Annotated in this window: 10 protein-coding genes; 6 read left to right on the forward strand and 4 right to left on the reverse strand. The window is 66.5% G+C overall.

What is annotated here, in order from left to right; translation table 11 throughout:
* Nucleotides 1-6: 6 nt before the first annotated feature.
* A complete protein-coding gene (locus U5A58_RS01285) occupies nucleotides 7-1407 on the reverse strand; it encodes an OFA family MFS transporter (RefSeq protein ID WP_321907384.1) in 1401 nt (466 codons plus the stop codon).
* A gap of 449 nt (nucleotides 1408-1856) precedes the next feature.
* Between U5A58_RS01285 and U5A58_RS01290 the strand changes: the two genes are divergently transcribed.
* Nucleotides 1857-3815, forward strand: coding sequence for a DUF3857 and transglutaminase domain-containing protein (locus tag U5A58_RS01290; protein WP_321960005.1), 1959 nt, complete (start codon nucleotides 1857-1859; stop codon nucleotides 3813-3815).
* A gap of 22 nt (nucleotides 3816-3837) precedes the next feature.
* Here U5A58_RS01290 and U5A58_RS01295 read toward each other — a convergent pair whose 3' ends face one another.
* Together U5A58_RS01295 and U5A58_RS01300 are read right to left on the reverse strand one after the other, a co-directional pair.
* Nucleotides 3838-4899, reverse strand: coding sequence for a serine/threonine protein kinase (locus U5A58_RS01295; RefSeq protein WP_415774156.1), 1062 nt, complete (start codon nucleotides 4897-4899; stop codon nucleotides 3838-3840).
* 126 nt (nucleotides 4900-5025) lie between these two features.
* A complete protein-coding gene (locus U5A58_RS01300; RefSeq protein WP_321907377.1) occupies nucleotides 5026-5238 on the reverse strand; it encodes a hypothetical protein in 213 nt (70 codons plus the stop codon).
* Between the two features lie 547 nt (nucleotides 5239-5785).
* Between U5A58_RS01300 and U5A58_RS01305 the strand changes: the two genes are divergently transcribed.
* From U5A58_RS01305 to U5A58_RS01325, 5 genes are all read left to right on the forward strand, one after another.
* Nucleotides 5786-8959 (forward strand): efflux RND transporter permease subunit, encoded by a 3174-nt coding sequence (locus U5A58_RS01305; protein WP_321934439.1) that lies wholly within the window; start codon nucleotides 5786-5788, stop codon nucleotides 8957-8959.
* A 10-nt stretch (nucleotides 8960-8969) separates the two neighbouring features.
* A complete protein-coding gene (locus tag U5A58_RS01310) occupies nucleotides 8970-10208 on the forward strand; it encodes an efflux RND transporter periplasmic adaptor subunit (RefSeq protein ID WP_321960007.1) in 1239 nt (412 codons plus the stop codon).
* On the forward strand, nucleotides 10205-11770 hold the full coding sequence (locus U5A58_RS01315; protein WP_321960008.1) for an efflux transporter outer membrane subunit: 1566 nt from the start codon (nucleotides 10205-10207) through the stop codon (nucleotides 11768-11770). The genes U5A58_RS01310 and U5A58_RS01315 overlap by 4 nt, the downstream gene beginning before the upstream one ends.
* 93 nt (nucleotides 11771-11863) lie before the next feature.
* Nucleotides 11864-13105 carry an MFS transporter gene (locus tag U5A58_RS01320; protein WP_321946790.1) on the forward strand — a complete coding sequence of 414 codons (1242 nt, stop codon included), beginning with the start codon at nucleotides 11864-11866 and terminating at the stop codon, nucleotides 13103-13105.
* Between the two features lie 333 nt (nucleotides 13106-13438).
* Nucleotides 13439-13624, forward strand: a complete 186-nt coding sequence (locus tag U5A58_RS01325) for a hypothetical protein (protein WP_028203177.1) — start codon at nucleotides 13439-13441, stop codon at nucleotides 13622-13624.
* Nucleotides 13625-13710: 86 nt separating this feature from the next.
* On the opposite strand, the gene U5A58_RS01330 is transcribed toward U5A58_RS01325, so the two are convergent.
* Entirely contained in the window at nucleotides 13711-14748 is a 1038-nt protein-coding gene (locus U5A58_RS01330; RefSeq protein WP_321960009.1) for a fatty acid desaturase family protein, read from the reverse strand.
* Nucleotides 14749-14790 lie beyond the last annotated feature (42 nt).

Below are 14790 nucleotides of genomic sequence, written 5' to 3' on the forward strand. Positions count from 1 at the left end.
TCCTCCTTATTTACCGGCGGCGAGTTGCGTCTCGCTCATGTGATGCTTCGCGTCCACGCGGCGCACGAGCAGATTGCAGATGAAGCCGAGCACGAGCAGCGAAGCCATGATGTGCACAGTCATCGTGTACGCGTCGGCCTTCGCCACGCCGTTCGCGACCTGATAGGCACGCACGTAGTTCACGAGCACCGGGCCCGCCACGCCTGCAGCCGCCCACGCGGTGAGCAGACGGCCGTGAATGCCACCGACGAACGCCGTGCCGAACATGTCCGCGAGATACGCGGGCACGGTCGCGAAGCCGCCGCCGTACATCGAGAGAATCAGGCAGTACGCCAGCACGAACAGCACGATGTTGCCGCTCTGCGCGAACTGCGGCACCGCGTAATAGAGCACCGCGCCGAACACGAAGAAAATGAAGTAGGTGTTCTTGCGGCCCACCCAGTCGGAAGCCGAAGCCCACACGAAGCGCCCGCCCATGTTGAAGAGCGAGAGCAGGCCAACGAAGCCCGCCGCCGCGCCGGCGGTCACCGTGTCCTTGAAGCTTTCCTGAATCATGACCGAGGCCTGACCCAGAATGCCGATGCCAGCCGTCACGTTGAGGAACAGCACGAGCCAGATCAGGTAGAACTGCGGCGTCTTGAGCGCCTGGTCGATGTGCACATGCTGGTTCGACACGAGCTTCTTCGCGACGACCGGCGGCGTCCAGCCCGCGGGCTTCCAGTCGGGCGCGGGCACGCGGATGGCGAGTGCGCCGATCGACATCGAGATGAAGTACGCCACGCCGAGCACCACGAAGGTCTGGGCGACGCCCGCGCTCGTGTCGCTCGCGAAGTGCTTCATCAGCATGACGGAGAGCGGCGCGGCGATCATCGCGCCACCGCCGAAGCCCATGATCGCGAGGCCCGTTGCCATGCCGCGGCGGTCGGGGAACCAGCGGATCAGCGTCGAAACTGGCGAGACGTAGCCGAGCCCAAGGCCGATGCCGCCAATCACGCCGTAGCCGAGATAGAGCAGCGCGATCTGATGCAGATACACGCCGAGCGCGGAAACGAGGAAACCGCCGCCAAAGCAGCATGCCGCGGTAAACATCGTGCGGCGCGGGCCCACACGTTCGAGCCATTTGCCGCCAAAGGCGGCGGAAAGGCCGAGAAACACGATGGCAAGCGAAAAAATCCAGCCAAGCGTGGTGAGCGACCAGTCATCGGGCGCGGACTGCGTAATGCCGATCACCTTCGTGAGCGGCGCGTTGAACACGGAAAACGCATAGGCCTGGCCGATGCACAGATGCACGGCCAGCGCTGCGGGCGGCACCATCCAGCGCGAAAAGCCCGGCGGGGCGACGGTCGCCTCTTTGGAAAAGAAAGGTGCGCTTTGCGCACCGCGCGTCGAATCTGCAACGCTGCTCATGGGATCTCCCGAATCAACCAGAGGTGGAGCGAGGGGTGGGCGCTCTCTCTGGTCCCATCCAAAATGGCTGTTGGTAGGCGTGGTCTTACGTGCTCTTTTGTGCGTTAGCGCACAGAACACTTATTTGCCGCTTGACGGCTGCACGAACCTTAGACCCCAGGCGCTGCCTTGGCAATATGAGGTAAACATACATATGGCCTTCAGCGGCCCGCGCGCCGTCGCGCTCGGCCGATTGTTGCGTGCGCAGCAAACTGGCGGCGGCGCCGCAGGACGCCAGGGACAACGACGCAAGCGGGCGTTTCATGGCGCGGCCCAGCATTTAGACTCAATGCTCGATACAGGGCCCCCTGCGGGCTGTGTGCGGGCCATCCGCTTGACAAGCCGGTTGCATGACTTTTAAGTGACGGGAGTAGCGCCCATCCGCGACCCGACCCCTGCCGAGCCCCCCAATGCGCCTCGCTCTCGCTCTTTGCCTAGCCGTGCTCGGCCCCGCTACGGGAACCTTCGCCGCCGACCTGCGCCCGGGCGTGGCGCAGCTCACGCCTGTGCCCCTCGAAGCGGGCGAACTGAATCCGGCGGGCAGCGCCGCGCAGGCGCCCTACACGAACGAATCGGAAACGCAGACCTTCACGGTCAACGCGGACGGCTCGTACACCAAGCTCGACTCGCTCACGCTGCGCGTGAACACCGAGGCCGGCATTGCGCGCGCAGGCCAGTATTACGTGTGGTTCAACCGCGAGATGGCCCACGTGGAGGTGCTCGAAGCGTGGACCGAGGACGCCCAGGGCGGCCGCCACGACGTGCGGCCCGAGCAGATCCGCGACGTGCAGGAAGTGCGCTCGTTCGACGCCCCGATGTTCCAGGACGTGCAGGACAAGGTGATCGTGTTCCCGGCCGTGGAGCCCGGCGCGCGCGTGCATCTCACGTGGCGCAAGATCCAGCGCGTGCCGCTCGTGCCGGGCTGGTTCAGCGACTTCACGCCTCCCGACCTCGCGCCCACGCACAACTTCCGCGTGATCTACGACCTGCCAGCGAAAGTGCCGCTCTACGCCGACGCGCGCGGCTTTACCGTTTTGCCGCCCGCCACGGTGAACGGCCGCACGCGCTATGAGTATCGCTACGACAAGTCGAATTTCCAGCGCCTCGAATACGGCTCGGTGGCCTACGTGAGCTACGGCGACCGGCTGATGGTGTCCACCTTCCCCGATTACGCGGCCTTCGCGAAGGTCTATCGCGAGGCGGCCGCCGATCCGACCGTGCGCGACCCGGCCATCGTGCGTCTCGCGCTCACGCTCACGGCGCACGACGACACGCCGCGCGCGAAGGCGCAGTCGCTCTACGACTGGGTGCGCCGCAACATCCGCTACGTGGCGATGAATATCGGGCGCGGCGAGATCGTGCCGCACCGCGCCAGCGACGTGCTCGCAAACCGCTATGGCGACTGCAAGGACCATGTCGCGCTCTACGGCGCGCTGCTCGACGCCGTCGGCATCCGCAGCATGCCGGCGCTCGTGAACAGCGGCACGGTCTACACGCTGCCGAGCGTGCCGGGCTTCGGCGTGATCAATCACGTCATCACCTGGCTGCCCGATCTGCAGATGTTCGCCGACTCCACCGCGAGCAACATCGAGTTCGGCTACTTGCCGTCGACGGATATGGACCGCGTGGCCGTGCTCGCCGGCGACGGCACGCAGGTCCGCACGCCCGCCACGGCCTCGACCACACGCGAGAGCGATCTCGACATCACGGTCGCGCCGGACGGCTCGGCGCGCTTCATCTACCGCTTGCAGGCGCAGGGCTGGTCCGCCGAACAGACACGCAGCGTGCTGCGCCTGCAAACGCCTGCGCAGCGCGAGGAGTCGCTGCAATGGGAGCTGCACAACGCCAACCTGCGCGGCAACGCCACGCTCGCCTCCAGCCCGCTCGACGCCACGGCGGGACCGCTCGTGCTCACGCTCACGGGCACCTTCGACGGTTTCGTCGACCCGGAGATGACCACGCCTGTGCCCACGCTCACGAGCTTCGTGGGTGGACTCGACGCGAATCTGCGCTACTGGCTCGGCGAGCCGCGGCGCACGCAGCCGTTCATGTGCCGCAACGTGGTGATGACCGAGCGCACGCGCATCGTCCTGCCGCCGGGCATGCGCGTGCTCGACGTGCCCATGCCGCAGCACGCCGACAATCGTTTCATCGATTTCAGTTCGCAGTACGCGCTCGACGCAGAGGCGAACGTGCTGCGCGTCACGCGTACGGGCCAGACGCATTTCGCAAGCGACGTGTGCAGCGCCGACGATTTCGCACAGATGCGCCCCGCGTTCGAGACGATGGCGCGCGACCTGCGCGCGCAATTGATCGTCAAGCCATCTGCGCAGGGCGCCTCGCCCGGCAGTCCGGCGAGCGCGCAGTGAACCTGCGCGCCGCGTTCAGCGTTCACACGGGCCAGAGCGGCCCTTCCTGCATCGCGCCGATCTGCTCGCGCAGTTCGAGAATGCGCTCTTCCCAGTAACGCTGCGTGTTGAACCACGGGAAGGCGGCCGGAAACGCGGGATCGTGCCAGCGGCGCGCGAGCCACGCCGAGTAGTGGATGAGGCGCAGCGTGCGCAGCGCCTCGACGAGATGCAGCTCGCGCGGCTCGAATTCGCAGAAGTCCTCGTAACCGGCGAGCAGATCCGCCATCGCGCGCGAGGCTCCCGCGCGATCGCCGGGCAGCAGCAGCCACAAATCCTGGATAGCGGGACCCATGCGGCTGTCGTCGAAGTCCACGAAATGCGGGCCGGCGTCGGTCCAGAGCACGTTGCTCGGATGGCAGTCGCCGTGCAGGCGCAGCGAACGCACGTCGCCTGCGCGCTCGAATGCCGCCTCCACGCCTTCGAGCGCGAGATTGACCGCGGCCTGCCACGCTTCACGCACATCGGGGGGCACGAAGCCATGTTCCAGCAGATACGTGCGCGGCTCGTAGCCGTACGTCTGAATGTCGAGCGTGGGGCGTGCTGCGTAAGGTTTTGTCGCGCCCACCGCGTGAATGCGGCCGATGAAACGGCCCAGCCATTCGAGCGTGTCGCTGCGGTCGAGGTCCGGTGCGCGGCCGCCACGGCGCTCGAAAAGCGAGAAGCGAAACCCGTCGAACTCGTGCAGCGTGCGCCCTTCGAAGGCGAGCGCGGGCACAGCGGGAATCTCGCGCGCGGCGAGTTCGGCGACGAAGGCGTGCTCTTCGAGTATCGCCTCGTCGCTCCAGCGCTCGGGGCGATAGAACTTGGCGATGAGGGGCGCCTCGTCTTCCACGCCCACCTGGTACACGCGATTCTCGTAGCTGTTGAGCGCGAGCATGCGGCCATCCGTGCGGCGGTTGGCCGGCATCAGCACGCCATCCACGGCGTCGAGCACGCATTCAGGCGTGAGACGCGCGTAGGGCGCGGCTTGCGGGTCGCTGGAATTGCCGGGGCCGGAAGGTTCGCCCGGAAGAGGAGAAGGATCGTAATTCATACCCGCAATTGTGCCTCTTGCGGGCAGTGGCTGCGAGCACGCGGTGCGCCACGGCGGGCACGATGAACACAAACGCGGCGCGCAACCCTGCGACGAGGCGCGGCGCGCCTCGTCAACGTGTCACAGAGCCCAGGCTCAGTGGATCTGCGCGCCGGCGGGCATGACGTGCTCGCCCGTATCGATCAGATCTTCGAGAAAAAAGGGCTCGGTGCTGAGTTGCTTCGACGAGCCAGGCTCCCCGGCATACCAGGTCACCATCGCCATGTCGCCGAGAATGCGCATCACGATGCCGCGCGCGCCCTGTGGCACGGCGATATGAACGGAACGGACGATAGAACCGATTTGCATGATGTTTCCCCGTTACCTCGCTACCTTCGCCGGCTCCCTCGAAGGAAAACCGGTCGGCATGCTGACAAAAAAACCGATGCGCACCAACGGTTGCGCGCGCATCCAAACGTGCTTCGGGCGACCCGCTCGTTCCGCGCGCTTAAGCACGGCCGGACCCTTGGCATCCCCATTGTTGCTTGTTTGAGCGCATGCGCAAAGCGAAAAAATAGGGGGGTGTATCAACGACGCCGTAAAGACGCCGCCGCGCACCGTCACTGCTCCGCCCCGCCTCGTTCGCGCAACTTACGAAAAGCTGACTGTAACAGATGGTAAACCCCATTTTCAGCGCCCTTGCTAGGGCAGTCCCTGAAAAAGTACGCTGATGCCTCGTGACTGGCGCTATAGTCCTGTCCCAACCGTGCACCACAAAGGCCAGGCGCAGCACAGGCAAAGACCTCAAGCGCGCCATCATAGCCGGCCACGGTACCGATAACCTAAACGCTCGCCATCGCGGCCAGACCAGCCGCGCGAGCCACACTCCGCCACCAGCGAAGGAACCCGTCGTTCCATGTGGATCGTTCGACTCGCGCTCAAGCGCCCGTACACGTTCGTCGTGCTCGCGTTGCTGCTTTTGATCGTCGGGCCGCTGACGATCCTGCGCACGCCCACGGACATCTTCCCGAACATCGACATCCCGGTGCTCTCGGTGATCTGGACCTACACCGGCCTGCCCGCCGACGAAATGGAAAAGCGCATCGTGCTCAACTACGAGCGCGGCCTTTCCGTGGCGGTCAACGATATCGAGCACACCGAATCGACCTCGCTCAACGGTATCGCGGTCGTGAAGATCTTCTTCCAGCCGCACGCCAATATCCAGGAAGCGCTCGCCGAAGTCACGGCGCTTTCGCAAGCGCAGCTGCGCTCGCTGCCGCCTGGCATCCAGCCGCCCTTCATTCTGCGCTACAACGCCTCGACTGTGCCGATCCTGCGCCTGTCGCTTTCCTCACCGCAACTTACCGAGCAGGAGTTGTTCGACTACGGCAACAACTTCCTGAAGACGCAGCTCGCGACCGTGCCGGGCGCCTCCGCGCCGCTGCCCTATGGCGGCAAGCAGCGGCAAATCATGGTCGACATCAACCAGCGCGCGCTGCAGCAGCACAATCTCTCGCCCATGGACGTGGTGAACGCGATCAGCGCGCAGAACCTCATCCTGCCCTCCGGCACGGCGAAAATAGGCGCGACCGAATATTCGGTCACGATGAACGCAAGCCCCAACAGCTTAGCGGGCTTGAACGACATTCCCGTGAAAACCACGGCAAGCGGCACGATCTATATCCGCGACGTCGCGCACGTGCGCGACGGCTACGTGCCGCAAACCAACATCGTGCGCGTGGACGGTCAGCGCGCCTCGCTCCTCACCATCAACAAGAGCGGCAATACGTCCACGCTCGAAATCGTCGATCGCATCAAGGAGATGATGCCGACGCTGCGCAATCTCGTGCCGTCGTCGCTCAATATCGATCCGGTCGCCGATCAGTCTCTCTTCGTGCGCGCCTCCGTCCAGGGCGTGCTGCGCGAAGCGCTCATCGCCGCCGCGCTCACGGCGCTCATGATCCTGCTTTTTCTCGGCAACTGGCGCGCCACGCTCATCATCGCGGTCTCGATTCCGCTTTCGATGATCACCTCGGTCATCGTGCTCGCGGCGCTCGGCGAGACCATCAACATCATGACGCTCGGCGGGCTAGCGCTCGCGGTGGGTATTCTCGTTGATGACGCAACGGTCGCCATCGAGAACATCAGCCAGCAGCTGGAGCAAGGCAAGACGCTGGAACAGGCAATTCTCGACGGCGCGCACCAGATCGCGATTCCCACGCTCGTCTCGACGCTCTCCATCTGCATTGTGTTCGTGCCGATGTTCCTGCTCACGGGCGTGGCGCATTACCTCTTCATCCCGCTCGCGGAAGCCGTGGTGTTCGCCATGCTGGCCTCGTACTTCTTCTCGCGTACGCTCGTGCCCACGCTCGCGAAGTACCTGATGCGCCATCATCACAAGGCCGCCGACCTGCATCGCACGACACGCAATCCGTTCATGCGCGTGCACCTCGCGTTCGAGCGCGGCTTCGAGGGGCTACGCGAGCGCTATCGCGTGTTTCTTGCGGCGCGCGTGAAGCATCCCGTGTGGTTCGTCGTGGCGTTTCTCGCCTGCTGTGGCGCGTCGCTGCTGCTCATGCCGTTTCTCGGGCGCGACTTCTTTCCGCAAGTCGATGCCGGCACCATCGCGCTGCACGTGCGCGCGAAAACCGGCATGCGCGTGGAAGAAACCGCCGTGCTCGTCGATCGGATCGACAAGCGCGTGCGTACATTGATTCCGCCGGGCGAGCTGCATTCGATCATCGACAACATCGGCCTGCCGGTCTCGGGCATCAACCTTTCGTACAGCAACACGGGCACCATCGGCACCTCCGACGCCGACGTGCTGATCTCGCTGAACGAAGATCACCACGCCACGGCGGATTACGTACGCCTGTTGCGCCGCACGCTCAACGACGAGTTCCCGGGCGTGCAGTTCGCCTTCCTGCCCGCGGATATCGTGAGTCAGACGTTGAACTTCGGCATGCCCTCACCTATCGACGTGCAGATCGTGGGCCGCGACGTGGCGGGAAACCGCGCGTTCGCGGCGAAGCTGCTCGCGCGGCTGCGCGGCGTGCCCGGCTTCGTCGACGCGCGCATCCAGCAGCCCGCGGACCTGCCGCGCATCTTCATCGACGTGGACCGCACGCGCGCGCAGCAGGCGGGCTTCACGCAGAAGGACGTGGCAAGCGATCTGCTCATCACGCTCTCGGGCAGCCAGCAGACCACGCCCACGTTCTGGCTCAACCCGGTCAACGGCGTGAGCTACAACGTCGTGACCGAAGCGCCGCAATACACGATCGATTCGCTGCAGTCGCTTGCGAACATTCCGCTCACCGCGAACGGCCGCAGCAATATTCTCGGCTCGCTCGCAAGCATGCAGCGCGTGGCGGGCGACGCGGTGGTCACGCACTACAACGCGCAGACCACCATCGACATTTACGGCACCGCCGACGGGCGCGACCTCGGCGCCGTTTCCGACGACATCGCGAAGATCATCGACCAGACGCGCGACGCGCTGCCGAAAACCTCCACCGTCAAGCTGCGCGGCCAGGTGCAGACGATGAACGATTCGTTCTCCGGATTGTTCGGCGGTCTCGTCTTCGCGATCGTGCTCGTGTATCTGCTGATCGTCGTGAACTTCCAGTCGTGGCTCGATCCGTTCATCATCATCACGGCGCTGCCGGGCGCGCTTGCGGGCATCGTCTGGATGCTGTTCCTCACGCACACCACGCTGTCCATTCCCGCGCTCACGGGCGCGATCATGTGTATCGGCATTGCCACGGCGAACTCCATTCTCGTCATCAGCTTCGCGCGCGAGCAGTTGCGCCTGCACGGCGACGCGGCGCGCGCCGCGATCGAAGCGGGCTACACGCGTTTTCGCCCGGTGCTCATGACCGCGCTCGCCATGGTGATCGGCATGGTGCCGATGGCCATTGGCCTCGGCGAAGGCGGCGAGCAGAACGCGCCGCTCGGGCGCGCCGTGATCGGCGGCCTCGCGGTGGGCACGCTCGCCACGCTGATCTTCGTACCCGTGGTGTTCTCGCTCATCTACCGCAAGCTCGGCGAGCGCCGCCAGCGCGCCAGTGAAAACGTAGTGCCCAAATCATGAATACCCTGTCATGACGAATCATTCGCAAACGCCTCCGCCGCAAGCGCCGCATAGCCCGCACAAGCCGCGACGCTGGCCTATCGTGCTCGCCGCGCTCATCGTGATCGGGCTCGCCGCGCAGGGCATCTGGTCGCGCCATAGCGCGCACGCGGCGCTCGAGCGCGACGCGAAGACCGCGAGCACGCTCTCCGTGCAGGTGGTCACGCCACAGCGCTCGGCGCGCGCGCTCGACCTCGTGTTGCCCGGCAACGTGCAGGCGTTTCTCGACACGCCGATCTACGCGCGCACGAACGGCTATCTGCGCAAGTGGTACTTCGACATCGGCGCGCACGTGAAGGCGGGCCAGTTGCTCGCCGAAATCGACGCACCCGAAGTGGATGACCAACTGCGTGCCGCGCGCGCCGATCTCGCCAACGCCGAAGCCAATTACGCGCTCGCGAAAACCACGGCCGACCGCTGGACGCAGATGCTGCAAACGCGCTCGGTGGCGAAACAGGACGCCGACGAAAAAGTCGGCGACATGCTCGCGAAAAAGGCCACGCTCGATTCCGCGCGCTTCAACGTCTCGCGGCTCTCGCAACTGCAGTCGTACGAACGCGTAACGGCGCCCTTCGACGGCATCGTCACCGCGCGCAACGTGGACGTGGGTGCGCTCATCGACGCGGGCAACGGCGGCAGCTCGCAGAAAGAGCTGTTTCATCTCGCGCAGGCCGACCGGCTGCGCGTGTACGCGAACGTGCCGCAGGCTTACGCGCAGCAGATCCGCGTGCAGCAGCATGCGTATCTCACGCTCAACGAGGAGCAGGGCAAGCACTTCCCTGGCATCGTCGCGCGCACGGCGGGCGCGGTCGACGCGCAGCAGCGCACGATGCTCGTGGAAGTCGATGTCGACAACCGCAGCGGCGAACTGCTGCCCGGCGCGTATGCGCAGGTGCACTTCGCGCTCGACGGCTCGGGCACGCCGATGACGCTGCCCGGCAACGCCTTCCTGTTCCGCCCGGACGGCGTGAAGGTGGCAACCGTCGACGCGCAAAACCGCGTGAAGCTGGTGAAGGTCACGCTCGGCACCGACTTCGGCACCCGCGTCGCTGTGGCCGCGGGGCTCGCGGGAGACGAGCGCGTGATCGTCAATCCGCAGGACGCGATCGTCGACGGTACGCCCGTGCGCATCGTGCAGCCGCAGCACGAGGCAGGTGCGGCGCATGGCGCGAGCGGTGCGGGTAGCAACGCGCAAGCGCAGGGCGAATGATGAGGCGCGCACGCGTTCGACTTCTCGCGTTGGCCCTGCTCGGGGGGCTCGGCGCCTGCACGGTTGGGCCCGACTACGTACGCCCCAGCATGCCCGTGGCCGCGACGTTCAAGGAGCTCGAAGGCACGGGCTGGACGATTGCGCAGCCTGCGGACAACGTGCCGCGCGGCGCGTGGTGGACAATCTACGCGGACCTCGCGCTCGACAAGTTCGAAGCCCAGGTCGAGAGCGCGAACCAGAACGTGCAAGCCGCACAGGCGCATTTTCGCGCGGCGCGCGCGAACGTGGCGCAGCAGCGCTCGAGCTATTTTCCGCTCGTGACGGCGAGCGGCGACTTTTCGCGCTACCGCACCTCGCAGAACGTCCTGTACACGTCGAAGGCCGGTCAAACGATCAATGATTACGCCGTCGGCATCGACGCCACATGGGAGCCCGATATCTGGGGCCGCGTCGCGCGCAACGTCGAGGCCGCCAGGGCCAATGCACAGGCAAGCGCTGCCGACATGCAGGCCGTGCTGCTCTCCATGCAGGCCGAACTCGCGACCGATTACTTCGAGCTGCGCGGCCTCGACCGCGAACGGCAATTGCTCGACGACACGATCCAGGCTTATCGCGAATCGCTCGAACTGACGCAGCATCGCTACGCGGGCGGCATCGCCACCGACGCGGATGTGGGCCAGGCGCAAACGCAGCTGCAGACCACCGAAGCGCAGGCGATCGATCTCGGCGTGCAGCGCGCGCAGCTCGAACATGCCATTGCGATTCTCATCGGGCAGTCGCCTTCCACGTTCACGCTCGCCGTCGCACCGAAGGAGGCCTACACGGTGCGCGCGATCACGAGCCCGCCGGGCGTGCCATCCACGCTGCTCGAACGGCGCCCCGACATTGCCGCTGCCGAGCGCCGCGTGGCCGCCGCGAACGCGCAAGTGGGCGTGGCGACGGCGGCGTTCTTCCCGACCCTCATGCTCGCGGTCACGGGCGGCCTGGAGGCCACCAACTTCAGCCAGTGGCTCGTCGCGCCCGCGCGCTTCTGGTCGCTCGGACCGACGCTCGCGGGCACGCTGATCGACTTCGGGGGGCGCGAGGCCGTGCGCAACGAAGCGCGTGCCCAGTACGACGAGAACGTGGCGCAGTACCGTCAAACGGTGCTCGACGCCTTTGGCGACGTCGAGGACAACCTCGCGGCGCTGCGCGTGCTGGAGCAGGAGGCGACGGCCCAGGACCGCGCGGTGGACGCCGCGCAGCGCACGCTCGTCACCATCAACAATCGCTATCTCGGCGGCGCGATCACGTACCTCGACGTGGTCGTCGCGCAAACCACGGCGCTCAACAACGAACGCCAGGCCGTGGCGATCTCGCGCCGGCGCATGGCGGCGAGCGTCGCGCTCGTGAAGGCGCTGGGCGGCGGCTGGAGCGCGGCGGATTTGCCCAGCGATGCGGCGCTCGTGCATCCGGACGACGTGCAAAAAGCGCAGCCCGCCAGCGGGCCACAAGGCGCTTCGGCGAGCGCACCAAGCGCCGCTCGCGGCGCGCAGCCGGACGCCGCCCGCTCGCCGGGCTAAGCCGCCAGCGCCGCCTCTCCTGCGGCGCTCGACCACGTCATTCGCCCAACAGGCGTATCGTTGCGCCTTTGTAATATTGCTGGAGATTGACTCGTGACTGCATCACCGGGCGCCTCGCGCAATTCCGCGCCCTCCGCCGTTCCGTACATCGAACGCGGCACCCCCGAATTCTGGCGCGCGAGCCTCGCGCTGCTGTTCGCCGGCTACGCCACCTTTTCGCTTCTCTACTGCGTGCAGCCGCTGCTGCCTGCGTTCTCCGAAACCTTCGGCGTGAGCCCCGCGCAGAGCAGCCTCTCGCTCTCGTTCACCACGGCGGCGCTCGCCATCGCGATCTTCATTGCGGGCTTTGTCTCCGAAGGCTGGAGCCGGCGCGGCATGATGACCGCGTCGCTGTGCGCGTCGTCGCTGCTCACGCTCGCCACCGCCTTCGTGCCGCACTGGCATCAGCTACTCGTGCTGCGCACGCTGCAGGGCATTGCGCTCGGTGGCGTGCCCGCCGTGGCCATGGCCTGGCTCGCCGAAGAAATGCACCCGGACGGCCTCGGCCTTTCGATGGGCCTGTACGTGGGCGGCACGGCCATCGGCGGCATGGCGGGGCGCGTGATCACGGGCATCGTCACCGACCTGTTCGGCTGGCGTGCGGCAGTCGCCGTGATCGGCGTGCTCGGGCTCGCTTCCATGTTGGCGTTCCGCTCGCTCCTGCCGCCCTCGCGACACTTCGTGCCGAAGAGCGGCCTCGGCTTGACGCATCATCGCTCGGCCCTGCTGCGCCATTTCGCGCGGCCGGGGCTGCCCATGCTGTTCGCCATGGGCTTCGTGCTGATGGGCAGCTTCGTCACGCTCTACAACTACATCGGCTACCGGCTGATCGCGCCGCCCTATCGCATGAGTCAGGCAGCGATCGGCGCGATTTTCCTCGTCTACCTGACCGGCGTGGTCGCCTCGCCGTGGTCGGGCCGCATGGCCGACACCTTCGGGCGCGGCCGCGTGCTGGTCGCCAGTCTCGCGCTGATGCTCACGGGCGTCGTGCTCACGTTATTCGCGCCGCTCGCGGCCATCGCGGCGGGCATCGCCTGCCTGACCATTGGCTTCTTCGCCGGGCATGCGGTGGCGAGCGGCTGGGTTGGACGGCTCGCGCGCGAAGCGAAGGGGCAGGCCGCCGCGCTGTACCTGCTGGCCTATTACGTCGGCTCGAGCGTGATGGGTTCCATCGGCGGGCACTTCTGGACTGCGGCGGGCTGGGCCGGCGTGGCCGGCCTCGTGATCGTGCTGCTGGTCGTGGGGCTCGCGCTGGCGCTCAGGCTGCGGGCACGCGAACGCACTGGGGCGGCCTGAGTTCGCGATATCGCCCGGCGCGGAACACAACGTGCGCACTTGCATTGTTGTGCGCCGCGCGCCGCGGCAATCGAAAGGCGTCCGTAATATTTAGACGACTGGCGAATTGCGCCCCGCGCGCATCGCACCGCAGCGCAACGCCGCTTCTGGCGGGCTTTTGCGGCGCGGCATGCGCTTCACGATGCGCGTCACGGCACACACACGCGCCGCCGCGCTCGCCGCCCTCACCTATACTCGATTTCAGGCCCGGGGCCGCAACTTCATGCCATTGGCATGGCAACGAGAACGACAACCATTGCGCGCCCGCGTCGCCCATACGATAAGGAGACGAGCATGGAAGGTTATTTCACGATTGGCGATTTCGTGATGATCATCCCGATGGCCCTCGCTGGCGCGCTCTTTCTTGGCGCGGTGCCGTGCGCGACGGAATTCAGACACAACACGCTACGCGTGATCGGCGCGCTGATCGGCGTGCTCGCAGCCGTTGCGCTTGTCGAGACGCTGCCGGCGCTGATGTAGCCGGCGCAAATTGACGAAGCGGCATCCTCGCGGCGCAACGCGCCGCGGTTTGCGCGCACGCGCGCCATTCGCTCGCACCCTCCACCTCAGCCGGGATCGACGCCCGGCTGCAATCCCTTGAACTGACGCAACGCGGCGGCGAGATAGTCCGCCCGCGCCGCCGCGCCTGCGGCCTCTTCGGCGTGCGCGATTGCGGGCAGCGCCGTCCACGGCAGCGTCGGATGCAGATGATGCTGGCGATGCAGGTGATGATTCATGAGCAGCACGCCCAGAACGCGCGGCACACGGAAATCCCGCGCGCGGCCCGGTTCGTCGAGCGCGACGCCGTAGTGCGGCAGGTTATCGGCTACCGATAGCCACAGTCCACGCAGGTACATCGCCGCGAGCAGCACGGGCCAAGCCTTGCCGTACAGCGCGAACGAAGCGGCGTACAGCGCGAGCGAGGCGAGCCAGTCGCGCCGCGCGCGGCTGCGCCTCACGGGATCGGCGGCGTGGTTCGCGAAGAGTCGCTGCACCTGCACGCCTTCGCGTCCGTGCGCCCCCACGCCACGCTCGATGATGGCGCGTGTGAGGCGCACGGGCATGAAAGCCAGCAGCGGCAGCAGCAATTCGGCCACGTACAGGCCGCCCATCAACCGCGCATAGTACGAAACACGGCGACGCCAGCGCGGGCCGCTCGCGTCGTGCAGGTCGTGCACATCAGGGCGGTCGAACGGTTCGCGCGTGAAGCGGTGATGCATCAGGTGTCCGAAACGCACGGCGTCGAACGGCATCGCCAGGCCGATCGCGAGCACGCGCGCGAGCCACTCGTTCACGCGCCGGTCGCGCGCGAGTTGTCCGTGTATGCCTTCGTGGATGAGCCCCCAGTGGATCGGCGTGGCGAGCACGACGGGCGCAAGCGTTGCCAGCAGGGCGAACGTCGGGCCGCCTGCCGCGTCCAGCAAAAGCGGCAAGCCCACGAGTTCGTAGCACAGCGCCGTGAACGCGAACGCAATCATTGCGGCATTTGCGCGAGCCGACGTTGCGGGCTGCGGCGGGCGCATCGCACGTTCGGGCCGCCCGGCGCGTTCGGTGCGCGTGGCGGTGGGGGAAAGCGCTTCGGATTCGGCGCTCAAGGACTCCATGGAAATTCCTCGCGGCAAAGGCTGGCGCGACGTTAGCAGGGC

The sequence above is a fragment of the Paraburkholderia sp. J7 genome, from assembly GCF_905220155.1.
GTDB lineage: Bacteria > Pseudomonadota > Gammaproteobacteria > Burkholderiales > Burkholderiaceae > Paraburkholderia.